The organism is Amycolatopsis sp. DSM 110486, assembly GCF_019468465.1.
Lineage (GTDB): Bacteria > Actinomycetota > Actinomycetes > Mycobacteriales > Pseudonocardiaceae > Amycolatopsis.
The window spans coordinates 3,360,525-3,383,027 of record NZ_CP080519.1 but is presented as its reverse complement, the minus strand read 5'-3'; the positions used below and the strand labels follow the sequence as shown (position 1 = coordinate 3,383,027).

Sequence of the window (22,503 nt, the reverse complement as noted above, 5' to 3'; positions counted from 1 at the left end):
TTGTGCCTCCCCATCTTTCGTCCACACTCGCCTCTCGGTGCGGACGTTGACAAGGCGAGGTTTTGCTCAGCCGACGGGGGAAGCGGTGATCGTGCATTCCTCGGCGGCGCCCAGATTCAGCACCGCAGCAGCGGATCCGCCGTTCACGGCGACGGCCAGGTGGCCGGCGGAGTCGGTGAAAACCAGGTTCGTGCCTGGGGGCACGTCGCCGAACGTCCGCCCGATCGTCGCCGACACCGCGACGCGTTCGCTGTGGACCGTGACGCCGCCCCTCAGGCCGGTCAGCTCGAGGTCGGCGGGGGTGGCGGCCAGCTGGACGTTGCCGAAGTGGTCGACCGTCAGCACGTCCGACACGAGCTTCCCGGGGAACGCGGCGATCAACGGCTCAGGCAGCCGGACCAGGTCGTCGACCTCGGGCCCGAAGCTCGCGGGTTCGGCCCCGAGCGCGAGGCGGGCGGCGGCGGGGGCGAACACGTCACGGCCGTGGAAGGTCGCCGACGCCGGGTCGGGCACGTCGATCTCGTAGGCCTCGATCACGCCGCCGAGCGCGGCCGCGGCGGGCAGGAGCAGGCCGTTGTCGGGCCCGACCAGCGGGCCTCGGTGGGTGACGACGACGATGCTTCGCCTTGCGGTTCCCACACCGGGGTCCACCACGGCCAGGTGCACGGCGTCCGGCAGCGACGGCACGGTCTGCGCCAGCACCGCCGCGCCTGGGCGCACCTGCTGCGGCGGTACGAGGTGCGTCACGTCGAGCACGCGCACGTCGGGCGCCAGGCGCGCGATCACCCCGTGGCAGGCCGCGACGAAGCCGTCGCGCAGGCCGTAGTCGGTGGTGAACGAGATCCAGCGGTAGCGCATGACCTGCATCATCCTCGGTCCCCGGGGCCTCGGGTTAGGGTGCAGCCGTGACGAAGCTCGCCGAATACCCGAAGATCGCCGCCGGCAAGGTCCGGGAGCTCTACGCCGTGGGGGACGACCACCTGTTGCTGGTCACGTCCGACCGCATCTCGGCCTACGACTTCGTGCTGGACACGCCCATCCCCGACAAGGGGCGCGTCCTCACGGCGATGAGCGTGTTCTGGTTCACCCAGCTCGCCGACCTCATCCCGAACCACCTCGTGGCCTGGGACGACCCGCGCATCCCCGCCGAGGTCCTGGGCCGGGCGCTGCTCGTGCGGCGCCTGGACATGCTGCCGGTGGAGGCCGTCGCGCGCGGGTATCTCACGGGATCCGGCTTCGCGGACTACCAGCGCACCGGCTCGGTCTGCGGCGTCGAGCTGCCGGGCGGCCTGGTCGAGTCGGCACGGTTGCCCTCGCCCATTTTCACGCCGGCCACGAAGGCCGAGCTGGGTGAGCACGACGAGAACGTGTCGTTCGAAACGGTCGCCGCGCAGATCGGCTTGGCGCGGGCGACCGAGGTCCGCGACGCGACGCTGGCCATCTACCGCCGCGGCGCCGAGTTCGCGGCCGAGCGCGGCATCCTGCTGGCGGACACGAAGTTCGAGTTCGGCCTCGACGCCGAGGGTCGGCTCGTCCTCGCCGACGAGGTCCTCACGCCCGACTCGTCGCGCTACTGGCCGGCCGACGGCTACGAGCCCGGCCACGCCCAGCCGTCGTTCGACAAGCAGTACGTGCGCGACTGGCTCACCGGTCCGTCCGGCTGGGACCGCGCGTCGAACACCCAGCCGCCGCCGCTGCCGGACGACGTCGTGGCCGCCACGCGTGCCCGTTACGTCGAGGCCTACGAGCGGATCAGCGGGCTTTCGCTGGCCGACTGGCCGGGCGCCTGAAACTGTCGGTGGGCGCTGGCAGACTGGATCACATGAGCGAGGCTTTGGTACTGGGCGGCGGCGGGGTCGCGGGGATCGCGTGGATGACGGGCCTGCTGGCGGGCCTTGCCGACGCGGGGCGTGACGTCAGTGGAGCGGACCTGATCGTCGGCACGTCGGCGGGCTCCACCGTCGCCGCGCAGATCGGCAGCGGGTTGAGCCTGGGCGAGCTGTACGTCCGGCAGACGGACCCCGCGCGTCAGTCCCCGGAGATCCCGGTCGAGGTGGACCTGGAGAAGTTCGGCGAGCAGTTCGGCGCCGCGGTTTCGGCCGGCTCGGTTCTCGAGGTCCGGCGCGCGGTCGGCGAGTTCGCGCTGTCGGCCTCCACGGTGCCCGAGTCGCGCCGCCGCTCGGTGATCGAGGCGCGGCTCCCGTCGCACGAGTGGCCCACCCGCGCGTTGGCGATCGTGGCGGTCGACGCGCTCTCCGGCGAGCCCCGCGTCTTCCGCAACGACTCGGGCGTGTCGCTGGTCGACGCCGTGGCCGCCAGCTGCGCCGTCCCGGGCATCTGGCCGCCGGTCTCCCTCGAGGGCCATCGCTACGTCGACGGCGGCGTGCGGTCCGCGGACAACGCCGACTACGCGGCGGGCTACGACCGGGTGCTGGTGGTCATGCCCCTGGGCTCGGCCGATGTCTTTCCTACGGAGAAGCCCTTCGCGGACGTCGTGGCGTCGCTGCGCGCCGGCGGCTCCTCGGTGGCCGTGGTGGAACCCGACGAGGCCTCCCTCGCGGCGATCGGCCAGAACCCCCTGGACCCGGCGACGCGCCGCCCGTCCGCCGAGGCAGGGCGGGCGCAGGGGAAGGGCTTGGAGATCGTCTGGTCGTGATCGCTTCATGAGTGAGGCAGAAAACAGGCAGCCGACCCGACTTTCACTGGCAGACTGGCGTCCGTGATCCTGCTCATCTGCGGCAGTCTGCGGGGCGGTTCGGTGAACGCGGCGGTGATCGGGACCGCTGCGGGGTTCACCGAGTCCAAGGTCTACGCGGGCCTCGGCGACCTCCCCCACTTCAACCCCGACGACGACCAAGACCCCCTGCAGCCGGCCGTCGTGGCGTTGCGCGCGGAGGTCGGTGCGGCCGACGGCGTGCTGATCTGCACGCCGGAGTACGCGGGCGGCCTGCCGGGGTCGTTCAAGAACGTGCTGGACTGGACCGTCGGCGGCGGTGAGATCTACGGCAAGCCCGTGTCGTGGATCAACGCGTCGTCCGTCGCGGCCCCCACCGGCGGCGCGGATGCCCACGAATCGCTGCGCAAAGTCCTCACCTACGCCGGCGCGCGCATCGTCGAAGACGCCTGCGCGCGCATCCCCATCCCGCGCCACACCGTGTCCGACGGAGTCATCACCGACCCCGACCTGCGGGGCCGGATCGCGATGGCCGTGAGCAGGTTGGTGGAGGCCACCAAAGCCTGACACCGCGCAACTCTCATGTGTCCTTTCTGCGCAGTTCACGGCGTTGTCAGGCAGGCGCCACCGGGCTGAGGCGCAATGGGACACGTGGATGCTCGCCTGCTGGTATCGCTGTCCGGGGCCACCCCGCGCACGCTGCACCGCTGCGCCGACCTCGCGTCGGAGCTGGAGCGGCGGCGGGTGCCGCTGTCGATCCTGCACGTCGCGCGGACCGAGGACGGCCCGGTGACCGCCTGGGTGCGCACGCGTGCCGCCGCGGGGGATTCGGTGCTGCTGCACGGCTACGACCACCGCATCATGCCGACGCACCGCACCGTCCAGCTCGGCCGTCGCGCGGAGTTCGCCGCGCTGCCCGCGCACGAGGCGCGCTTGCGCCTGATCGCCGCCAAGGCCGCGCTCGACACCACCGGCGTTGCCGTCGACGGCTTCGCGCCGCCGCGCTGGCTCGCCTCGCAGGGCACGCTGCAAGCGTTGCGGGAACACGGGTTCACGCTCTGCGCCGACGCGGGTTCCGTCCGTGACCTCGTGACGGGCGAGGTGCTCCGGGCCCGCGTGCAGGAGTTCACGAGCCAGTCGCACCGCACCGAGACGGTCCGCTGCTTCGCCCTCGTGCTGGCCTCGGCCCGCGCCGCCCGCCGCGGCGGCCTGGTGCGCCTCGGCATCGACGCCGCCGACCTCACGCGCCCCGGTCTGCGCCAGGCCCTGCTCGACGCGGTCGACGTCGCCATCGAAAACCGCGCCTTCGGCAGCACCTACGGTTCACTGCGCCGCGCGGCCGCCGCCTGACCCCACGCGCCAAGCCCGCGGCTGGAATCATGGGCCGCATGGCGGAAACGAAGACCACGGTGAGCCCGGCGGCAGTCCGCGACGCCGCCCTCACCCTGTTCGCCGAACGCGGCTACCACGGCACCGCGCTCAGCCAGATCGCCGCGGCGCTCGGCATCCGCACGCCCAGCCTGTACAACCACATGCGCGCCAAGCAGGACCTCCTGCGCGACATCGTCGCCGACACCACCGAACAGGTCTGGGCCGACTACGAGTCCGCCGTCGCCGGCATCGACGACGTCGCCGAACGCCTCCGCCGCGCCACTCGCGTCTACGCCCTTCGCCACGCCACCCACCGCCGCGAAGCCCTCATCGTCAACCGCGACATCGCCAGCCTCGAAGATCCCGCCCGCACGGCCGTCCTCGAGCTGCGCCGCCGCCACGCCCAGGCCTTCCGCACCCTCATCGAACAGGCCGGCCCCACCGACGAGGAATCCGCGACGCTCGCGGCGTTCGGCATCCTGGAGATGTGCGTCAGCATCGCTCGCTGGTTCCACGAAGACGGGCCCCTGTCGGCGGAGGCTGTGGCGGACAAGTACAGCGAGTACGCATTGCGCGTCGCGGGCCTCGCCTGAGGATTCTTTCGCCGACGCACACCTGCTTCGCCTGACCACCTCGCCGAGTTTTCGGCGAGTGCCGCGACCTGACCGCAAGCCCCGCGCGACCGCGCCGCGACTCCGATTTCGCCCGCCAACACCGGCCTGGGTGGAAGGCCACGCGCCGCGCACCTGTCCCTCGGCCAAACCACCCGAATCCCCACCCGACCGCACCTTGCCCCCGCCGCCCCTCCTCCCTACACTCCATCAACTAACTATCATTAGTTAACCTCGCGGTGGAGATGTCGATGCTCAGAGTCGAGTTGATCCGTCCCATCCCTCAGCTGCTGGTCGGGCACGCGGCGCGCTTCGGGGGCAAGGTCGCGTTCTACGACGATCGCCGGGCGGTGACCTACGGGGAGCTGGCCGAGCGCACCCGACGGCTCGCCGGGAACCTCGTGGATCGCGGCGTGGCCCGGGGTGCGCGGGTGCTGATCTACCTGGAAAACAGCGTCGAGACGGCCGAGGCGTACCTCGCGACCACGCGGCTCGGCGCGGTCGGCGTGTGCGTGAACCCCAACGCCGCGCCCGCGGAGGTCGCGTACCAGCTCGCCGACAGTGAGGCGCGCGTCGTGATCACCGACGACGCGCACGTCGAGCACGTTCGCGCCATGGTCGAAGGCCGGGAAGCGCTGGTCGTGCTGGTCACGGAAAACGAAGCACCCGAAGAGAACTACGAATACCTCGCCACCACTGAACCGAAATCCGCGCCCCGGGACGACCTCGGGCTCGACGACGTCGCGTGGATGCTCTACACGTCCGGCACCACCGGTCGCCCCAAGGGTGTGCTGCTCACGCAGCGCAGCTGTCTGTGGGTGGTCGCCGCGTGCTGGGCCCCGATCGTGGGCCTCACGTCGGCCGACCGGGTGCTCTGCCCGCTGCCGCTGTTCCACTCCTACGCTCTGGATCTATGCGTGCTCGGCGTCTTCGCCGTCGGCGCGACGGAGCGGATCTTGCCGCGCTTCTCCACGCCCCGCGTGCTCGAACTGCTCGAACAAGAGCCGTTCACGCTGATGCCCGGCGTGCCCACGATGTTCCAGTACCTGCTGCACGGCGTCCGCGGCACGCAGTGGCGCAGCACCACGCTGCGCATGTGCGTGTCGGCCGGCGCGATCATGCCGGCGGCGCTCAACGCCGAGTTCGAGGAGGCGTTCGGTGTGCAGCTGCTGGAGGGCTACGGCATCACCGAAACGTCCACAATGGTCACCATGAACACCCCGGACGGCGGACGGGTCCTCGGTTCGTGCGGGCTGCCGCTGCCCGGCGTCGGCGTGCGCCTCGTTGACCCCGTGACCGGCGAGGACGTCGGCGTCGGCGAAGAGGGCGAGCTGTGGGTCAGCGGCCCGAACATCATGCGGGGCTACCACAACCGCGCCGAGGCCAGCGCCGAAGTGCTGCGGCTCGGCTGGTACCGCACCGGCGACCTCGGCCGCCGTGACGCCAACGGCTTCCTCACGATTTCCGGCCGCACCAAGGAGCTCATCATCCGCGGCGGCGAGAACATCTACCCCGCCGAGGTGGAAGCCGTGTTGTTGAAGGTGCCCGGCGTGGCCGACGCCGCCGTCGTCGCGCGCAAGCACGCCGACCTCGGCGAGGTGCCGGTGGCGTTCGTCGTGCCCGAACAACCCGGCGACCTCGACGTGGCGACGCTGCGCGCCGCTTGCGCGCAGGAGCTCTCGCACTTCAAGGTGCCCGAGCAAATCCTCGAAATCGACGCCATCCCCCGCACCGGCTCCGGCAAGGTCATGCGCTTCCGCCTGCAGGAACGCCTGGTCGACGCCTGATTCCGGCCGCGGGTTGACCGTACCGAGCCCTGCCCCTACGCTGCGAACTAACGTTAATTAGTAAGGTGGTGCACGTGGACCTCTCGAACACCTTCACCGTGGACCTGCCGGTCGACGCCGCTTGGCGCGTGCTGACCGACCTCGAACGCGTCGCGCCCTGCATGCCCGGCGCGGCCCTGCTCGGTGTCGAAGACGGCGTGTACCGCGGCGCGGTGAAGATCAAGGTGGGCCCCGTTTCCGCGAAGTACCAGGGCACGGCGCGCTTCGTCGAGAGGGACGACGGCGCCCACCGCGCGGTGCTGCGGGCCGAGGGCAAGGACGCCGGCGGCCAGGGCAACGCGGCCGCGACCGTCACCGCCACGCTCACCGCGCAGGGCAGCGGGACGAAGGTCGACGTGCGCACCGACCTGGCGCTGTCCGGGCGGGTCGCGCAGTTCGGCCGCGGCGTGATCGCCGACGTCACCGGCAAGCTGCTCGGCCAGTTCGTCCAACGCCTGGAAGCGGAAGTCGCGAGCGCCGCGCCGGTCAAGCCCGTGAACCTCGACGACGTCGAACCGCTCGACGTGATGGCGAGCGTCGGCGGCACGGTCGCCAAGCGCGCGGTGCCCGTCGCGGCCGTCGCGCTGCTGCTCGTCGTGCTCGTAATCCTCCAGGCGCGCAAGGGAAAGGCGGCGCAGTGACCGTGGTTCGTGAACCCCACCTCTACGTCGGTGGCCAGTGGATCGCCGGCGGTGGCACCGACTGCGAGGTCGAGAACCCGGCCACCGAGGAGCTCGCGGGTGTCGTCACGCAGGCCTCGCCCGCCGTCGTCAACCTGGCCGTGGCCTCGGCCAACGCGGCGTTCGACGGCTGGGCCACCACCCCGGTCGCCGAGCGGGCCGCCGCGCTGCGCCGCCTGCACGACGTGATCACCCAGCGCGCCGACCGATTCGCCGAGCTCATCACGCTCGAACAGGGCTCGCCACCGCCGGTGGCGCGGAAGTTGCATGTGGACACTCCGCTCGCGGTGCTGGCTCAGACGGCCGACGCGCTGGAAGAGTTTCCCTTCCGGAGCAAGCTGGGCAACTCCGTGATCGTGCGCGAGCCCGTCGGTGTCGTCGCCGCGATCACGCCGTGGAACCTGCCGCTGCACCAGATCGTGGTCAAGGTGGTCCCGGCGCTGGCGGCCGGCTGCACCGTGGTGCTCAAACCCGCCGCGCTGACGCCGCTCACCGCGTTCGAGCTGATGCGTGCCTTCGACGCCGCGGGGTTCCCGGCCGGCGTGATCAACCTGGTCACCGGCAGCGGCGGCGACGTCGGTGACCAGCTCACGCGCAGCGCGAGCGTCGACCACGTGTCCTTCACCGGCTCGACGCCGGTGGGGGCACAGGTCGCGGCCGCGGCGGCGGAGACGATCAAGGGTGTCACGCTGGAACTGGGCGGGAAGTCCGCGAGCGTCGTGCTGTCCGATGTGGACGACGCGCTGCTGGCCAAGGCCGTGAAGGTCACCGTGGCCAACTGCTACCTCAACGGCGGCCAGACGTGCACCGCGCTCTCGCGGCTGATCGTGCCGGCCGACCGCTTGCAGCAGGTCGAGGAGCTGGCGGCCGCCGCGTCCGCGAAGTACGTGCCTGGCGAGCGGCTCGGGCCGCTGATCTCGGCCGGGCAGCGCAAGGAGGTCGAGAGCTTCCTCGGCTCGGGTGAGGCCCGCGTGATCACCGGGCCGGTCGAGCTGCCAGAGCGTGGCCACTACGTCACCCCGACCGTCTACAGTGGCGTGGATCCGGACTCCCGCCTCGCGCAGGAAGAGGTCTTCGGCCCTGTGCTGGCTATCCTGTCCGCGGAGTCCGACGACCACGCCATCGCCATCGCCAACAACTCGCGCTACGGCCTCGGGGGTGCACTGTGGACCGGTGACCCGGACCACGCGCTGGAGTACGCCGCGCGCATCCGCACCGGTCAGGTCGACGTCAATGCGGCGCCGTTCAACCCGCGCGCGCCGTTCGGCGGGTACAAGGCGTCGGGCATCGGTCGGGAGATCGGCGACTACGGCATTTCCGACGTCCTCGAGATCAAGGCGGTGCAGCTGTGACCGAAGTGAACGCGTTGGTGCTCCGGGAAACCGGCGCTCCGATGACCGTCGAACGCATCCGCCTGCGCGATGTCGGCCCGGGTGACGTGCGGGTGCGCATCGACGCCACCGGCGTCTGCCACTCCGACCTGTCACTGGCCCGCGGCGTGCTCGAGCAGCAGCTCCCGGCCGTGCTCGGGCACGAGGCGTGCGGAACGGTGCTGGAGGCCGGCGCCGAAGTCACGGACCTGGCCGAAGGCGATCGCGTGATCCTGCTGTGGATCACGCCGTGCGGCGACTGCGTCCACTGTGGACGAGGTGAGGCGCACCTGTGCGTCAACGGGGCCGCGCGTGGCAGCGAACCGTACGCGTCGGACGCGGACGGAAACCCTGTCTACGCAGGCCTGACTGTCGGTTCCTTCGCCGAGCAGACCGTGGTCCCGGCTGCCGCGGCCGTGAAGGTGCCCGACGACATCAGCTCCGCCGACGCCGCGTTGCTCGGCTGCGCCGTGACCACCGGCGTCGGGGCCGTCACCAAGACCGCGCGCGTCCAGCCGGACTCGTCGGTGCTGGTCGTGGGTCTCGGCGGCGTGGGCTTGGCGGCGATCCAGGGCGCGAAGCTTGCGGGCGCCCGCACGATCATCGCCGTCGACCGCAACCCCGACAAGGCGGCCTACGCCACGAAACTCGGCGCCGACCACTTCGTCCCGGCCGACGACACCACGAAAAAAGCCGTGCGCGCCCTGACCGGCGGCGAAGGCGTGGACTACGCGTTCGACTGCGTCGGCTCCGCCCGCACGATCCGCGACGCGTGGGGCATGACGCGCCGCGGCGGCACAGCGTGCGTGGTCGGTGTCGGCGGCAAGGACGACCTCGTGTCGTTCAGCGCGCTCGAACTGTTCCACTTCGCCCGCACCCTCGTCGGCTGCGTCGCCGGCTCGCTCGACGCGGCCCACGACCTGCCGAGGTACTTCGAAGACGTCCGAAGTGGACGGCTCGACCTCGCCGCGATGGTGACCGGCCACGGTGGACTCGGCGACATCGAGAACGCGCTCGCCGACATGGCCGCCGGTCAGGGCGTGCGGACGCTGGTGGTGCCGGCATGAAGGTCGGAGCGCTCACCATCGAACCGGTCTACGACGGCTACGGCCGCGAGCCCGCCCGGGAAGTCCTCGTACGTCCGGACGTGCCCGACGCGTGGGCCTGTCACGAGCACTTTCTCGACGAGCGCGGCGACCTCGACCTCACGCTCGGCGGGTTCCTGCTGCGCACCGGCGACCGCGTGGTGCTGATCGACGCCGGTGTCGGCACGATCGACAACGACAAGTACCACGGCGGGCAGTTCCTCGAGAGCCTGCGTGAACACGGCGTCGCTCCCGACGACGTGACCGACGTCGTGTTCACGCACCTGCACTTCGACCACGTCGGCTGGGCCACCAAGAAGGGCCAGGTCGTGTTCCCGAACGCGACCTACCGTGTGCACGCGGCCGACTGGGCGCACTTCGTGGACGGCCCGGACGCCGAACCCGGCGCGGTGCGCAAGCTGTCGCCGCTGGCCGAGCGGCTGGAACCGTTCGAAGCGGACACCACGCTCGCGCCCGGCCTCGACACCCGGCACGTGCCCGGCCACACACCCGGCTCCACGATCTTCGTGGTCTCGAGCGAAGGCGAACGTGCGCTGCTGCTCGGCGACGTCGCACACTCCACAGTGGAGCTCACCGACCCGACGTGGGAGGCGATCTTCGACGTCGACCGCACGGCCGCGCGGAAGGTGCGCGCCGGCTTGATCGAGGAGCTCACCGACAGCTCCGACGCGGTGGCCGGCGCGCACTTCCCGGGCCTGCGGTTCGGTCGCGTCGTGACCGTCTCCGGCGAGCGCCGGTTCGAGCTCATCTGAAAGGGAACCCATGGACCTCAAGCTCAGCGGCAAGAACGTGCTGGTCACCGGCGCCGGCCAGGGGCTCGGCCGCGCGATCGGGATGGCGTTCGCCGGCGAAGGCGCCAACGTCGCGTTCCACTACAACACCTCCTCCGACGGCGCCGAAGCCGCAGCGAAGGAAGCGGCCGCGCTCGGTGTGAAGGCCATCGCAGTGGGCGCGAACCTGCGTGACGGCCACTCGGTGCGCACGGCCGTCGACGACGTGGTGGCGCAACTCGGTTCGATCGACGTGCTGGTCAACAACGCCGCGGCCACGCAGAGCAAGCCGTTCCTCGAGACCACGGAAGAAGACTGGGCGCCACAGATCGGTGTGACGGTGGAGGGCACGCTGCGGATCACCCAGGCCGTCGCGAAGCAGATGGTCGACGGCGGTGGCGGCGCCATCGTGAACCTCATGGGCGATTCCGGCCGCGTCGGCGAGTCACGGCTACTGGTCACGGCCACCACGCGCTCGACCACGGTCGGCCTCACCAAGTCGCTCGCCAAGGAGCTGGCCCGCCACGGAATCCGCGCCAACGCTGTTTCCATCGCGCTCGTTCAGACGTCCAGTTTGGACGACCACACAGGACACGCGGACGACGCCAAGATGAAGAAGATCCTGTCGGCCTACCCGTTGCGCCGCCTGGGGCGCGCCGAGGACGTCACCCCGACCGTGCTGCTGCTGGCCTCCCCGCTCTCGTCCTGGACCACGGGACAGATCGTGTCGGTCAACGGCGGCTACACGATGCCGTGACGACCATGGAGGAGAACCCTGCCGGCGCCGTCGGGAAGGTCGTGCGGCGCAAGGAAGACGCACGGCTGATCACCGGGCGTGGGCGGTACGTCTCCGACCTGCAGCTGCCGCGGATGCGCCACGTCGCGTTCCTGCGCAGCCCGTTCGGCCACGCCCGGATCACGCGGGTTGACGCGTCTGCCGCTCGCGAGCTCCCGCGCGTGCACGTGTTCACCGGCGACCAGCCGGAGTTCGCCGCTGTGCCATTGCGAGCGCTATCGGCGCTGCCGTCCTATGTGGAGACCGAGCAGCCTTTGCTGGCACGGGAGAAGGTGCGGTTCGCGGGCGAGCCGGTGGCCGCCGTCGTCGCCGACGACCGCTACCGCGCCGAAGACGCGCTGGAGCTCATCGACGTCGACTACGAACCGCTGCCGGTGAACATCACCGCCTGGCTGCCGCCGACCGAGCCGCTGCACGCCGACGCGCCGGACAACGTCCTGCTGGAGCGCACTTTCGACACCGGCGAGGTGCCGGACGCGCTGGCCGGCGCGGACCTCGTGGTCGAGCGCGAGCTGATCACCAACCGCCACGCGGGCAACCCGATGGAGTGCCGCGCGGGCGTCGCGCAGTGGGACCCGGCGGACGACCGGCTCACGCTGTGGTCGGGCACGCAGGTGCCGCACATCGCACGCAACATGATCGCCGACCTGCTGGGCATCCCCGAGGGCAACGTGCGGGTGATCGCGCCCGACGTCGGCGGCGGTTTCGGCGTGAAAGCCGTGGTGTATCCCGAAGACGTCGCGTTGTGCCTGATCGCGCGGCAGCTGCGCGGGGTGCCGGTGAAGTGGGTCGAGGACCGCGCGGAGCACCTGCTCGCGGCCACGCACGCGCGTGATCACCGCTACGTCGTGAAGGCGGGGTTCCGGTCCGACGGTGAACTGGTGGCGCTCGATGCGGACGTGACGTGCAACGTCGGCGCATATTCGGTGTACCCGTGGACGGCGGGGATCGAGCCGCTGATGGCCGGCGGCCTGCTGTCCGGGCCGTACCGGTTGCAGCACTACCGCTGCACCGTGCGCGGGGTCGCGACGAACACGGCGCCGTCCGGGCCCTACCGGGGTGTCGCACGGCCGGCGAGCGTGTTCGCGATGGAGTCGGTGCTCGACGCGGCGGCGGCCGAGCTCGGGATGTCCGCTTTGGACATTCGACGGCGGAACCTGATCACGCCGGAGGAGATCCCGTACCGGATGCCGTCGCGGCTGGTCGACGACTCCGGCTGGTACGGCGAGTGCCTGGAGAAGGCCGTGGAGTCCATCGGGTACGAGGACTTCCGCGCGGAACAAGCCCGGCGTCGGTCGGCCGGCGAGAACCCGATCGGTCTCGGGCTGGCCTGCTACAACGAGCTCACCGGCTTGGGCCGCGCGGCCGCGGCCGGCCCGCGGATGCCCTTCCGCACCGGCCACGACGCGTGCACCGTGCGCGTGAACCCCGACGGCCGGGTGACCGTGCTGTCCGGCGTGACGTCGCAGGGGCAGGGACTCGAGACGACCGTGGCACAGATCGTCGCGGACGCCGTCGGAGTGTCCTATGCGGACGTCGACGTCCGGATCGGCGACACGAACGAATCACTGTGGGGCTTCGGTGCGTTCTCCTCGCGGCAGGCCGTGATCGGCGGTGGTGCGGCGCACCGCTCGGCGGTCACCGTGCGGGAGAAGATCCTCCGGCTCGCGGCCGAACTGTACGAGGCCAATGTAGACGATCTCGGCCTCGTGAACGGTGACGTGCGCGTCGCTGGCGAGGCCAAACCCGTCGGCACGCTGGCCGAGCTGGCGCGCGTCGCGTACCTGGAGTCCAACCGGTTGCCGCAGGGCATCGAGCCGGGACTGGAGGCCACGCAGTTCTACGACCCGATCCGCGGAGCCTTCGCGGCCGGCGCGCAGGCCGCGGTCGTCGAGGTGGACCGGGCGACGGGTGAGCTGAAGATCCTCAAGTACGTGTGCGTCGAGGACGCCGGCACGGTCATCAACCCGCAGGTCGTCGAAGGTCAGATCGCCGGCTCGATCGCGCAGGGCATCGGCGGCGCGCTGTACGAGCACCTGATCTACGACGAGGGCGGCAACCTGTCCACGGGCACCCTGATGGACTACCTCATGCCGACCAGCGCCGAGGTGCCCGAGCTCGTGATCGGTCACCTTTCGCACCCCGCGGACAACCCGCTCGGCGTCCGCGGAGTCGGCGAGGGCGGCACGCTCGGGCCGAACGCGGTGCTCGCGGGCGCGGTCACCGACGCGCTCGGCGTGCAGGTCCCACACCTGCCGCTGACGCCGGGCGCGATCTGGGAGGCACTGCGATGATCACCACCGAGATCCACGGCGAGGTCGGTGTCATCGCCCTCGACCGGCACGAGCGGCGCAACGCGCTGGACGTCGAGCACTGTGTCGACCTGCGCAAAGCAGTTCTGGACGTCGGCCCGCGGGTGCGCGCGCTGGTGATCACCGGCCGGGGTACGAGCTTCTGCGCAGGGGCCGACCTCGGTGGCGTTTACGGCGACGGGTTCCGCACGGCGCTGTACGGCGCGCTGCGCAGCGTCGCGGCGCTGCCCGTGCCCGTGCTCGCGGCCGTCAACGGGCCCGCGATCGGCGCCGGCACGCAGCTCGCGATCGCCTGTGACCTGCGGGTGGCGGCGCCGTCCGCGGTGTTCGCGGTACCGACCGCGCGCAACGGCCTGGTCGTGGACCCATGGACGGTCCGCCGCCTGGCGTTACTGGCCGGCGGAGGGGCCGCCCGGGCGATGCTGCTGGGTGGTGACCGGCTGGACGCTGGTCTTGCTTTTCACCGTGGACTCGTCGACCGCCTGGGTGACCTCGATGCCGCGTTGGAGTGGGCCGCCGAGATCGCCGAGTTCGCGCCATCGTCTCTGAAGTATTCGAAACAGGCGCTGGACACGCTGTTCGAAGGCGCGCCGTGGGATTCCACGTTGGACACTGCGTTCGAGGAAAGCTGGCCCCGGGAGGTGTCGAAGTGAAACCGGCACCGTTCGACTACGTCCGGGCGCACAGCGTCGACGAGGCCGTGCGCACGTTGGCCGAGGCCGACGGCGACGGCAAAATCCTCGCCGGCGGCCAGAGCCTGATGCCGGTGCTCGCGTTGCGCATGGCGCGCCCGCAGGTCCTGGTCGACGTCAACCGGATCCCCGGATTGGCCACGATCACGCCCACCGGCGAAGGCGTCCGGCTCGGCGCGCTGGTCCGGCACGCGCGGCTGATCGAGCAACCGCACCACCCGCTCCTCGCCGAGGCCGCACGTTGGATCGGGCACACGGCGATCCGCTCGCGCGGCACGAGCGGCGGCAGCATCGCGCACGCCGACCCGTCGGCTGAGCTCCCGGTGGTGGCCGCCGCGCTGGAAGCGACCGTCCACATTGCCGGGCCAGGTGGTGTGCGCGTGGAGACGGCGACCTCGTTTTTCGCGGGGCCACTGGAAACCACGCTGGCCGAGGACGAGATGATCACCGCGGTAGACCTGCCGGTGCCGTCGAGGTGGGGGTTCGCCGAGTTTTCCCGACGGCACGGTGACTTCGGGCTCGTGCTCGTGGTCGCGGCCGAAGTGGACGGTCGGTGGCGGCTCGCGATCGGCGGCGTCGGAGGGGTACCGCTGCGTCCGGCGGAGGCCGAGCAGCTGCTGAACGACGGCGCCGATGTCGATGCCGTCGCCGCGGCCGCCGCTGCGGAAACCCAGCCGCAGAGCGACATCCACGCGTCGTCGGACTACCGGCGGGCGATGACGGCGGAGTTCGTCCGCCGTGCCCTGGCACCTCACGGGAAGCGAGCCGCGGCATGAGAGCCGAGTTCAGCGTCAACGGAACCCGTTACGACGTCGACGTCGAGCCGCGCCGGACGCTCGCCGACGCGTTGCGCGAGGACCTCGGCCTGACCGGCACGCACCTGGGCTGCGAGCACGGCGTGTGCGGCGCGTGCACCGTGCTGGTGGACGGCGAGCCCGTGCGCGCGTGCCTGATGCTCGCCGTGCAGGCGGACGGGTGTTCCGTCAGCACGGTCGAGGGCCTCGCGGCCGACGACGGCACGCTGCACCCGTTGCAGGAAGCGTTCTGCGCGAAGCACGGGCTCCAATGTGGATTCTGCACACCCGGCATGTTGATGACGGCGCTGGACCTGCTGGACCGCGAACCCGCGCCCTGCCGGGAACGCATCCGGGAGGAGATGTCCGGCAACATCTGCCGGTGCACCGGGTACGTCGGGATCGTCGACGCGGTGGAGGCCGCGGCGCAGGAGCTGAACCCGTGATGAGAACCGCCGCCTGGCTGCGGCTGGCCGACGTGCCGGCCTCGGCCGCGCGGGAGACGTGGCGAGTGCTCGAGCGCCACGGCTGCGCGACCTTCTACGTCGACGGCGATCTCGCGTTGTGCGCGGCTCTGGCGGTGGAGACCACCTCGGCTGAGATCTGCTGTTTCGTTGCGCCTCGGCCCGCGGAGGTGCTGCCCGGCGCACGGACCGTCCAGTACCTCAGCGACGGCCGCTTCGTGCTCGGGCTGCGTCCGGCCGATGACGACGACGGCCCGTTCGGTTCGATCACCGCGCATGCCCGCCTGGCCGAGGAAGTACTCGGGGCACTGGGCCCGGTGCCGATCACGGTGGCCGGCGGCCGGGGTACCGTGCGATTGGCGGCGGAGTTCGCGTCGTGCCGGCAGACCACGGACGTTCCGGGCGAACCGGACGACCTGGCCGCCCGCTGCGCCGCGCTCGGCCGACCGGTGCCGACCAGCTCCGTCGTGGTGACGCAGCGGCGGGAGTTCGTGGCGGACGAGGTCGTGTTCCCGGTCGACCGGCCGCTGACGGATGCCGAGTTCGCCGGTTTCGGCGCGCTCGTGCGGGGGAGGAACTGGTGACGGCAGGCCAAACGCGCGCTGCGGTCAGCGAAGAAGTGGTGCTGGACACGGCGCTCACGCTGTTCGCCGAACGCGGTTACCACGGCACCGCGCTCAGCCAGATCGCCGACGTGCTGCGGATCCGTACCCCGAGCCTCTACAACCACATGCGGTCCAAGGAAGACTTGCTGCGCGCCATTGTGGACTGCACGACCGCCGCGGTGCTCGACGACTTCGAGCGCGTGACCGGCGAAGACGGCGATTGGCCAACCCAGCTCGCGCGCGCCACCCGCGTGTACGCGTTCCGCCACGCGACCCACCGGCGCGAGGCGCTGGTGGTCAACCGCGACACCGATTGTCTCGGCGAACCACATCGCACGCGGTTCCAGGACCGGCGCCGCCGGCACGAGCACGCCTTCCGCGGGATCATCGCCGGTGGCGTCGACGCGGGGGTGTTCCACGTGGGCTCGCCCGCGCTGGCGTCGTTCGCGATCCGCGAGATGTGCGTGAGCATCGCCCGCTGGTTCCGCGACGACGGACCGATGCCGGCCGACGCCGTCGCCGACGAGTACAGCCGGTTCGCACTGCAGATCGTGGGTTCGCGACCCTGAGCTCCCGGGGTGGTCACCCGTCGGTCACCACCCCGGAGTGTCCTCAGAGGTCGGTGGCGACGCCGCGCTCGACGACCTTCACCTCGGTGCCCTGCGGCGCGAGGTTCTCGAACAGGCCGTAGTGCAGCGCGGGGCTCGACAGCACCGCCTCGTGGATCGGCACGGACTTGCGCGGCGCGACCGCCCGCAGGAAGTCCACCGCCTCGCCGGCCTTGAGCCACGGCGCGCCCGTCGGCAGGCCGAGCACGTCGATCTTCTGCTCGGGCACGAAGAACGAGTCGCCCGGGTGGTAGAAGGCGCCGTGGTCCAGCACGAAGCCGATGTTCGGGATCACGGGGATGTCGCTGTGGATGACGGCGTGCTCACCGCCCACCACGTTCACCGCGGTGCCGCCGATCTCGAAGGCGTCACCGACGTTCGCGACCTCGTACTGCAGGTTCAGCTTCTGCACGGTCTCGACCGAGCCCGGGTCGACGATCAGCTTCGCGTCCGGGTTCGCCGCCAGCACCTTCGGCAGGCGCTCGCCGTCGATGTGGTCGAAGTGCTGGTGGGTGATGAGGACGGCCGACAGCTCGCGCTCGCGCTCGAAGTCGGTGGAGAACGCGCCCGGGTCGATCAGGATCCGCTCGCCGTCGGTTTCCAGAAGTACACAGGCGTGTCCGAAATGGACGATCCGCATCAGGATTCTCCTTCACACATGGTCACATTCACCCTATGCCCGCGCAGAGCGCGTCGCCAAGCTCGGTCCGCCGGTAGAGCACCCGGTGGCCCTGGCGCGTCGTCGCGGTCAGGCCCGCGGCCCGCAACGCCGTGAGGTGCGCGGAAACGGTCCCCTTTGCCAGCCCGAGCCGCACGGCGAGCTCCGTGGTGGTGGCCGGCCGGTCCAACGTGGTGAGCAACATCGCCTTCGTCCGCCCCACCACTCCGGCCAGCGCCCCCGGCGCCGCCGCCGGCTCCGTCCACAGGCCGGCCACACCCCTCGCGGGGTACAACAACGTCGGCTGCCACGGCGCCACGGTCACCACCCCGACCGACGGCCACGCGAACACGCTCGGCACCAGCAGCAGCCCCCGCTCGTCGAGTGTGAGTCGCTGCCGTGCCGCTATGTCGACCAGCACGGAGTCCTTGGTGACCCGCACCTTCGGGTGCAGCCCCTCGAACACCCCCGCCACGCCCTGCTCACCCAGCCGCCGCGTCCGGTACGCGATGTCCGCCGCGAGCACCTCCCGCATCCGCGCCCACTCCGGCTCGACGGTGTGATGCCACACGGTCTCGAGCTGCTCCGCCAGCAGGTCCCGCGCCGCGGCCGGATCCCGCGGCAGCTTCGTCAGGTCGGCGTCCACCATCCCCAGCTCGACCCGCACCTGCCCCGGCGGCGTCCCCCTGACCACGGTCAACTGCTCGTCGGCTGTGGTCTCGGGCGTCGCCGGTGGTGGTGAGAGGAACTCCGTGATGTAGTGCCGCGCCCCGAGCACCGCCGCCAACTCCGGCACGTCCAGCCGCTCCTTACCCAGCCACTCGACCCCTCCGGGCAACCGGCGCCTCCCCACCCACCCGCGCACCACCCCGATGACCTCCTCGAGCGGCGAGATCGCGAACCGGACTCCGGCGGTGCTGAGGACCAACTCGACCATGGATTCGGATATACCCGAACGTCAGCGGCCACACGCTGCTTGCGCTGCCCCATCCCTCCCGGGACAGACCCCCGCCCTCCCGGGACAGACCCCCGCCCTCCCGGGACAGACCCCCGCCCTCCCAAGGGGGGCGTCCCCAGACCCATTCTATCGGGTGGCGACGACAGAAACGGACAAAAGGCTCGCCCGGGCCACTGGTTGTCCACAACTCGCCACACCCTGTGGATAACTCGAGAAGCCACCCACAACATTCGGCCAAAAACGAATCAGTTCCGGCAAGGCGCCCGCGGAACCAGGCTCAGCAGCATGTTCACCACCACGTATTGGCGCTGGTCAGCAGGGGTTCAGTTGGCGCGGTTGCCCGCAGGGATGGCGCCGCTCGCGTTCACGACGGTGGCGGCGGCGGTGACCGGGTCGTATCGGTTCGGGGGTGTGTTGATGGCGGTGTTCGTCGTGGCCGAGATGGCGGGGGCGGTGCCGGTGGGGAGGTTGCTGGATCGGGTGGGGACGGCGCGCGGCCTCAGGACGCTGCTCGCGGTGGTCGCGGTGGGGCTGGCCGCCGTGGCGATGGCGGCCGAGGCCAACGTGAACGAAGCAACGCTGATCGCGCTCGTGGTCCTGCCGGGATTGGCAGGAGGTGGGGTCGCGGGTGGGTTCAGGGCGTTGCTGGCGGCGATCGTCGACGAACACCAGCTCACCAGGGCCGTCGCCGTCGACGCGATGATTCTCGACGGGGTGTTGGTGGCCGGGCCGGTGCTGGTGGCCGTGGCGAGTGTGAGTGGTCCTTTCGTGCCGTTGTTCGCGATGGCCGGCGCGGCAGCCACCGCCGCGTGTCTGGTGCCCCGGCGGGTCGTCAAACCACGGACCAAAGCAAGAACCAAGGTGCCCCTCAAAGCCTGCCTGCCCTGGCTCGGGTGTCAGTTCACCGTCGGGCTGTTGCTGTCGACGATCGAGGTCGCGCCGCTGCCCCTGGTCGAGCGACTCAACGCACCGCCCGCGGCGGCGCCGGGAGTCGTCGCCCTGCTGTGTGGCGCGAGCATCGCCGGCAGCGCGGTCTACGCGTGGCGCGGCCGTGATCGGGGGCCGAGGCTGTTCCTCGCCGCCTTCGTGGCCGGCGGGACGCTCGTCGCGGCCAACCTCGGCTGGGTGGGCTTGATCACCGGAGTCGTGCTGATCGGCGGCGCGACCGGACCGCTCGTGACGATCGCGTCCGTGAACATGCAGCGACTGCTGCCGGAGAACCGCAGGTCGGAAGGCTTCTCGGTCTCGGTCACGGTGCAGTCGTGCGGGTTCGGGCTCGGGTCGCTGGCCGTGGGGGTGCTGCCGTTGTGGCTGGCGCCGCTGCTGGGCGTCGCGGCCGCGGTCACGATCGGGTGGTCTCGACGACCCTTTCCCCGTGGTGCCCGCAGGTGCGATGCTGACGGGAGCGTCGGGCGACTATTGGCACTGCGTCAGCAACCTCGTAGCCTGAACCACAACGCCGAAGAGCAGGGGAGACGCCGATGACCGCCGTCCAGCCGAAGCCGACCTCGGTCGGTGAGACCTTCGATTCACTCAGCCCGGCGACCGACGAGGTCGTGGGCACGTACCCGGTGCACACCGCCGAAGACGTGCGCGCGGCGGTCGAGCGGGCGCGCGTGGCGGCGGAGTGGTGGGACGGGCTGGGCTTCGCGGGGCGCGCCGACCGGCTGCGGCAGTGGAAGGGCGTGATCACGCGCCGCCTGCCGCAGCTGTGCCAGGTCGTGCGCGACGAGACGGGCAAGCCGATCGCCGACGCCCAGCTCGAGTCCGTGCTCGCCATCGAGCACATCGCGTGGGCCTCGAAGCACGCGCGCAAATACCTCGGCCGCCAGCGCCGCTCGGCGGGCCTGCTGATGTCGAACCAGGCGGCGACGGTGGAGTACCGGCCCCTCGGCGTCGTCGGCGTGATCGGCCCGTGGAACTACCCTGTGTACACGCCGCTCGGCTCGGTCACCTACGCGCTCGCCGCCGGCAACGCCGTGGTCTTCAAGCCCAGCGAGTACACCCCGGGCGTCGGCAAGTGGCTGGTCGACGCGTTCGCCGAGGTCGTGCCGGAGCAGCCGGTGCTGCAGCTGATCACCGGGTTCGGTGAGACCGGTGGCGCGCTCGTGACGTCGGGTGTGGACAAGATCGCGTTCACCGGTTCGACGGCCACCGGCAAGAAGATCATGGCCGCGGCGGCCAACACGCTCACGCCGGTCGTGATCGAGGCCGGCGGAAAAGACCCCGTGCTCGTGGACGCCGACGCCAACCTCGACGCCGCCGCCGACGCCACCGTCTGGGGCGCCTTCTCCAACTCCGGCCAGACCTGCATCGGTGTCGAGCGGGTGTACGTCCACGAGCGCGTGCACGACGAATTCGTCGCCAAGGTCGTGGAAAAGTCGCAGAACGTGCGCGCCGGCTCCGACGAGGACGCCCAGTACGGCCCCGTCACCATGCCCTCACAGCTTGCCGTGATCCGCCGCCACATCGCCGACGCCCTCGAACGCGGCGGCCGCGCGGTGCTCGGGGGTGTAGACAGCGTCGGCGATCGTTATGCCCAACCCACCATTCTCGTCGACGTGCCGGAAGACTCCGAAGCCGTGCGCGAGGAGACGTTCGGCCCGACGGTCACCATCGCCAAGGTCCGCGACATGGACGAGGCTGTGGACAAAGCCAACGCCACCACGTACGGCCTCGGTTCCACCGTGTTCTCGAAGTCCCGCGGCGTCGAGCTCGCCACGCGGCTGCGCACCGGCATGACGTCGATCAACGCGCCGCTCTCGTTCGCCGGCATCGCGTCGCTGCCCTTCGGCGGCGTCGGCGACTCGGGCTTCGGCCGCATCCACGGGCCGGAGGGCCTGCGCGAGTTCGCCCGGACCAAGGCCGTCGCGCGGCAGCGCTTCACCGCGCCGATCACCCTGACTTCCTTCAGCCGCAAGGAATCGACCGACGCATTGGTTGCCAAGCTCATCACGGTCATGCACGGCAAGCGCTAGGGTCTGGACCGCGCCCCGGAACGCCGGGGTGCGGTCCTCCCGAGCCCAGAAAGAGCCCGAATGACGCGTTACGGCGATTTCCAGAACGAGATCTACTTCGCCGGGCTCACCGGCCGCGTCCCGACCATGCCGATGGTCTACGCCGACCTCGAAGCCCGTGCCGCGCAGGCACTCCCGCCCTCGGTGCTGTCCTATGTGGCCGGTGGTGCCGGCGACGAGGCGACTCAGCGCGGCAACGTCGACGCGTTCGAGCGCTGGGGCCTGGTGCCGCGGATGTTCGTCGGGGCCAAGGAACGCGACCTGTCGGTGGACCTGTTCGGGCTGAAGCTGGCGTCGCCGCTGTTCATGGCGCCGGTGGGCGTGGTCGGCATCTGCACGCAGGATGGCCACGGCGACCTCGCCACCGCCCGCGCCGCCGCGCGCACGGGCGTGCCGATGGTCGCGTCGACGCTCTCGGCCGACCCGATGGACCAGGTCGCGGGCGAGTTCGGGGAGACGCCCGGGTTCTTCCAGCTCTACACGCCGACTGACCGCGACCTGGCCGCGTCTTTGGTGCAGCGCGCCGAGACGGCGGGGTTCAAGGGGATCGTGGTCACGCTCGACACGTGGGTCACCGGGTGGCGCCCGCGCGACCTGAGCACGTCGAACTTCCCGCAGTTGCGCGGTCATTGTCTCGCGAACTACTTCACGGATCCCGTGTTCCGGCGCCTCCTCGGCAAGGCGCCCGAGGAGGACCCGATGGCGGCCGTCGGGCTGTGGGCCCAGCTGTTCGGCAACCCACTGACCTGGGACGACCTGCCGTGGCTGCGGTCGCTGACGTCGTTGCCGCTGATCGTGAAGGGCATCCAGCACCCGGACGACGCGCGGCGCGCCATCGACGGCGGGGTCGACGGGATCTACTGCTCCAACCACGGCGGGCGCCAGGCGAACGGTGGGCTCCCGGCGCTCGACTGCCTCGCCGGCGTGGTCGACGCTTCCGGCGACACGCCGGTGCTGTTCGACTCCGGGGTTCGCTCGGGCGCGGACGTCATCAAGGCGCTGGCGCTGGGCGCGCGGGCAGTGGGGGTCGGCCGGCCCTACGTCTGGGGCCTCGCGCTGGGCGGCGTCGACGGCGCCGTCCACGTCCTCCGCAGCCTCCTCGCCGAAGCCGACCTGATCATGGCGGTCGACGGCTACCCGACGCTCGCCGACCTCACGCGCGACAGCCTGCGGAAGGTTGGTTAGGTCGGA

The 22,503-nt window shown here is 71.1% G+C and carries 23 protein-coding genes; 20 read left to right on the top strand and 3 right to left on the bottom strand.

Annotated features, from left to right (window positions below; translation table 11 throughout):
• Positions 1–66 precede the first annotated feature (66 nt).
• A complete protein-coding gene (locus tag K1T34_RS16370; protein WP_220245119.1) occupies positions 67–858 on the bottom strand; it encodes an S-adenosyl-l-methionine hydroxide adenosyltransferase family protein in 792 nt (263 codons plus the stop codon).
• A 47-nt stretch (positions 859–905) separates the two neighbouring features.
• On the opposite strand from K1T34_RS16370, the gene K1T34_RS16365 reads away from it, so the two are divergent.
• The 17 genes from K1T34_RS16365 to K1T34_RS16285 all read left to right on the top strand — a co-directional run bounded on the left by K1T34_RS16365 (position 906) and on the right by K1T34_RS16285 (position 16,640).
• Entirely contained in the window at positions 906–1,790 is an 885-nt protein-coding gene (locus tag K1T34_RS16365; RefSeq protein ID WP_220245118.1) for a phosphoribosylaminoimidazolesuccinocarboxamide synthase, read from the top strand.
• Positions 1,791–1,822: 32 nt separating this feature from the next.
• The gene (locus K1T34_RS16360; protein WP_220245117.1) at positions 1,823–2,656 is read left to right on the top strand and encodes a patatin-like phospholipase family protein; all 834 of its coding nucleotides are present in this window, start codon (positions 1,823–1,825) and stop codon (positions 2,654–2,656) included.
• 63 nt (positions 2,657–2,719) lie between these two features.
• A complete protein-coding gene (locus K1T34_RS16355; RefSeq protein WP_255638544.1) occupies positions 2,720–3,241 on the top strand; it encodes an NADPH-dependent FMN reductase in 522 nt (173 codons plus the stop codon).
• Between the two features lie 75 nt (positions 3,242–3,316).
• A complete protein-coding gene (locus K1T34_RS16350) occupies positions 3,317–4,024 on the top strand; it encodes a DUF2334 domain-containing protein (protein WP_220245116.1) in 708 nt (235 codons plus the stop codon).
• Positions 4,025–4,062: 38 nt separating this feature from the next.
• Complete coding sequence (locus tag K1T34_RS16345; protein WP_220245115.1) at positions 4,063–4,638, top strand: TetR/AcrR family transcriptional regulator; 576 nt, start codon at positions 4,063–4,065, stop codon at positions 4,636–4,638.
• A gap of 269 nt (positions 4,639–4,907) precedes the next feature.
• Positions 4,908–6,443 (top strand): class I adenylate-forming enzyme family protein, encoded by a 1,536-nt coding sequence (locus tag K1T34_RS16340; protein ID WP_220245114.1) that lies wholly within the window; start codon positions 4,908–4,910, stop codon positions 6,441–6,443.
• A 74-nt stretch (positions 6,444–6,517) separates the two neighbouring features.
• On the top strand, positions 6,518–7,123 hold the full coding sequence (locus tag K1T34_RS16335; RefSeq protein ID WP_220245113.1) for an SRPBCC family protein: 606 nt from the start codon (positions 6,518–6,520) through the stop codon (positions 7,121–7,123).
• On the top strand, positions 7,120–8,514 hold the full coding sequence (locus K1T34_RS16330; RefSeq protein WP_220245112.1) for an aldehyde dehydrogenase family protein: 1,395 nt from the start codon (positions 7,120–7,122) through the stop codon (positions 8,512–8,514). Before K1T34_RS16335 ends, K1T34_RS16330 begins: the two co-directional genes overlap by 4 nt.
• Positions 8,511–9,599, top strand: coding sequence for a zinc-binding dehydrogenase (locus K1T34_RS16325; protein ID WP_255638543.1), 1,089 nt, complete (start codon positions 8,511–8,513; stop codon positions 9,597–9,599). Before K1T34_RS16330 ends, K1T34_RS16325 begins: the two co-directional genes overlap by 4 nt.
• Entirely contained in the window at positions 9,596–10,390 is a 795-nt protein-coding gene (locus K1T34_RS16320) for an MBL fold metallo-hydrolase (protein ID WP_220245111.1), read from the top strand. Before K1T34_RS16325 ends, K1T34_RS16320 begins: the two co-directional genes overlap by 4 nt.
• A gap of 10 nt (positions 10,391–10,400) precedes the next feature.
• Positions 10,401–11,165 carry an SDR family NAD(P)-dependent oxidoreductase gene (locus K1T34_RS16315; protein WP_220245110.1) on the top strand — a complete coding sequence of 255 codons (765 nt, stop codon included), beginning with the start codon at positions 10,401–10,403 and terminating at the stop codon, positions 11,163–11,165.
• A 5-nt stretch (positions 11,166–11,170) separates the two neighbouring features.
• Positions 11,171–13,498, top strand: coding sequence for a xanthine dehydrogenase family protein molybdopterin-binding subunit (locus K1T34_RS16310; protein ID WP_220245109.1), 2,328 nt, complete (start codon positions 11,171–11,173; stop codon positions 13,496–13,498).
• On the top strand, positions 13,495–14,169 hold the full coding sequence (locus tag K1T34_RS16305) for an enoyl-CoA hydratase (RefSeq protein WP_220245108.1): 675 nt from the start codon (positions 13,495–13,497) through the stop codon (positions 14,167–14,169). Before K1T34_RS16310 ends, K1T34_RS16305 begins: the two co-directional genes overlap by 4 nt.
• On the top strand, positions 14,166–14,984 hold the full coding sequence (locus K1T34_RS16300; protein ID WP_220245107.1) for a xanthine dehydrogenase family protein subunit M: 819 nt from the start codon (positions 14,166–14,168) through the stop codon (positions 14,982–14,984). The genes K1T34_RS16305 and K1T34_RS16300 overlap by 4 nt, the downstream gene beginning before the upstream one ends.
• Positions 14,981–15,448 carry a (2Fe-2S)-binding protein gene (locus K1T34_RS16295; protein ID WP_220245106.1) on the top strand — a complete coding sequence of 156 codons (468 nt, stop codon included), beginning with the start codon at positions 14,981–14,983 and terminating at the stop codon, positions 15,446–15,448. Before K1T34_RS16300 ends, K1T34_RS16295 begins: the two co-directional genes overlap by 4 nt.
• Positions 15,448–16,050, top strand: coding sequence for a hypothetical protein (locus K1T34_RS16290; RefSeq protein ID WP_220245105.1), 603 nt, complete (start codon positions 15,448–15,450; stop codon positions 16,048–16,050). The genes K1T34_RS16295 and K1T34_RS16290 overlap by 1 nt, the downstream gene beginning before the upstream one ends.
• Positions 16,047–16,640, top strand: coding sequence for a TetR/AcrR family transcriptional regulator (locus K1T34_RS16285; RefSeq protein ID WP_220245104.1), 594 nt, complete (start codon positions 16,047–16,049; stop codon positions 16,638–16,640). The genes K1T34_RS16290 and K1T34_RS16285 overlap by 4 nt, the downstream gene beginning before the upstream one ends.
• A gap of 43 nt (positions 16,641–16,683) precedes the next feature.
• Here K1T34_RS16285 and K1T34_RS16280 read toward each other — a convergent pair whose 3' ends face one another.
• On the bottom strand, positions 16,684–17,319 hold the full coding sequence (locus tag K1T34_RS16280) for an MBL fold metallo-hydrolase (protein WP_220245103.1): 636 nt from the start codon (positions 17,317–17,319) through the stop codon (positions 16,684–16,686).
• A gap of 28 nt (positions 17,320–17,347) precedes the next feature.
• Positions 17,348–18,274, bottom strand: coding sequence for a DUF5937 family protein (locus K1T34_RS16275; protein ID WP_220245102.1), 927 nt, complete (start codon positions 18,272–18,274; stop codon positions 17,348–17,350).
• 306 nt (positions 18,275–18,580) lie between these two features.
• Here K1T34_RS16275 and K1T34_RS16270 point away from each other — a divergent pair, with 306 nt between their 5' ends.
• From K1T34_RS16270 to K1T34_RS16260, 3 genes are read left to right on the top strand one after another with little or no spacing between them, the layout of a single operon-like run.
• Positions 18,581–19,780, top strand: a complete 1,200-nt coding sequence (locus K1T34_RS16270) for an MFS transporter (protein ID WP_255638542.1) — start codon at positions 18,581–18,583, stop codon at positions 19,778–19,780.
• Positions 19,777–21,273 carry an aldehyde dehydrogenase family protein gene (locus tag K1T34_RS16265; RefSeq protein ID WP_220245101.1) on the top strand — a complete coding sequence of 499 codons (1,497 nt, stop codon included), beginning with the start codon at positions 19,777–19,779 and terminating at the stop codon, positions 21,271–21,273. The genes K1T34_RS16270 and K1T34_RS16265 overlap by 4 nt, the downstream gene beginning before the upstream one ends.
• Positions 21,274–21,333: 60 nt before the next feature.
• Positions 21,334–22,497, top strand: a complete 1,164-nt coding sequence (locus K1T34_RS16260) for an alpha-hydroxy-acid oxidizing protein (protein ID WP_220245100.1) — start codon at positions 21,334–21,336, stop codon at positions 22,495–22,497.
• Positions 22,498–22,503: the final 6 nt, after the last annotated feature.

What these genes read in the sequence shown, in the direction of transcription:
- K1T34_RS16370 (WP_220245119.1), bottom strand. Translation starts at nt 858, where the DNA reads ATGCGCTACCGCTGGATCTCGTTCACCACCGACTACGGCCTGCGCGAC.
- K1T34_RS16360 (WP_220245117.1), top strand. Translation starts at nt 1,823, where the DNA reads ATGAGCGAGGCTTTGGTACTGGGCGGCGGCGGGGTCGCGGGGATCGCG.
- K1T34_RS16350 (WP_220245116.1), top strand. Translation starts at nt 3,317, where the DNA reads ATGGGACACGTGGATGCTCGCCTGCTGGTATCGCTGTCCGGGGCCACC.
- K1T34_RS16345 (WP_220245115.1), top strand. Translation starts at nt 4,063, where the DNA reads ATGGCGGAAACGAAGACCACGGTGAGCCCGGCGGCAGTCCGCGACGCC.
- K1T34_RS16340 (WP_220245114.1), top strand. Translation starts at nt 4,908, where the DNA reads ATGCTCAGAGTCGAGTTGATCCGTCCCATCCCTCAGCTGCTGGTCGGG.
- K1T34_RS16320 (WP_220245111.1), top strand. Translation starts at nt 9,596, where the DNA reads ATGAAGGTCGGAGCGCTCACCATCGAACCGGTCTACGACGGCTACGGC.
- K1T34_RS16315 (WP_220245110.1), top strand. Translation starts at nt 10,401, where the DNA reads ATGGACCTCAAGCTCAGCGGCAAGAACGTGCTGGTCACCGGCGCCGGC.
- K1T34_RS16310 (WP_220245109.1), top strand. Translation starts at nt 11,171, where the DNA reads ATGGAGGAGAACCCTGCCGGCGCCGTCGGGAAGGTCGTGCGGCGCAAG.
- K1T34_RS16305 (WP_220245108.1), top strand. Translation starts at nt 13,495, where the DNA reads ATGATCACCACCGAGATCCACGGCGAGGTCGGTGTCATCGCCCTCGAC.
- K1T34_RS16295 (WP_220245106.1), top strand. Translation starts at nt 14,981, where the DNA reads ATGAGAGCCGAGTTCAGCGTCAACGGAACCCGTTACGACGTCGACGTC.
- K1T34_RS16290 (WP_220245105.1), top strand. Translation starts at nt 15,448, where the DNA reads ATGAGAACCGCCGCCTGGCTGCGGCTGGCCGACGTGCCGGCCTCGGCC.
- K1T34_RS16280 (WP_220245103.1), bottom strand. Translation starts at nt 17,319, where the DNA reads ATGCGGATCGTCCATTTCGGACACGCCTGTGTACTTCTGGAAACCGAC.
- K1T34_RS16275 (WP_220245102.1), bottom strand. Translation starts at nt 18,274, where the DNA reads ATGGTCGAGTTGGTCCTCAGCACCGCCGGAGTCCGGTTCGCGATCTCG.
- K1T34_RS16270 (WP_255638542.1), top strand. Translation starts at nt 18,581, where the DNA reads ATGTTCACCACCACGTATTGGCGCTGGTCAGCAGGGGTTCAGTTGGCG.
- K1T34_RS16265 (WP_220245101.1), top strand. Translation starts at nt 19,777, where the DNA reads ATGACCGCCGTCCAGCCGAAGCCGACCTCGGTCGGTGAGACCTTCGAT.
- K1T34_RS16260 (WP_220245100.1), top strand. Translation starts at nt 21,334, where the DNA reads ATGACGCGTTACGGCGATTTCCAGAACGAGATCTACTTCGCCGGGCTC.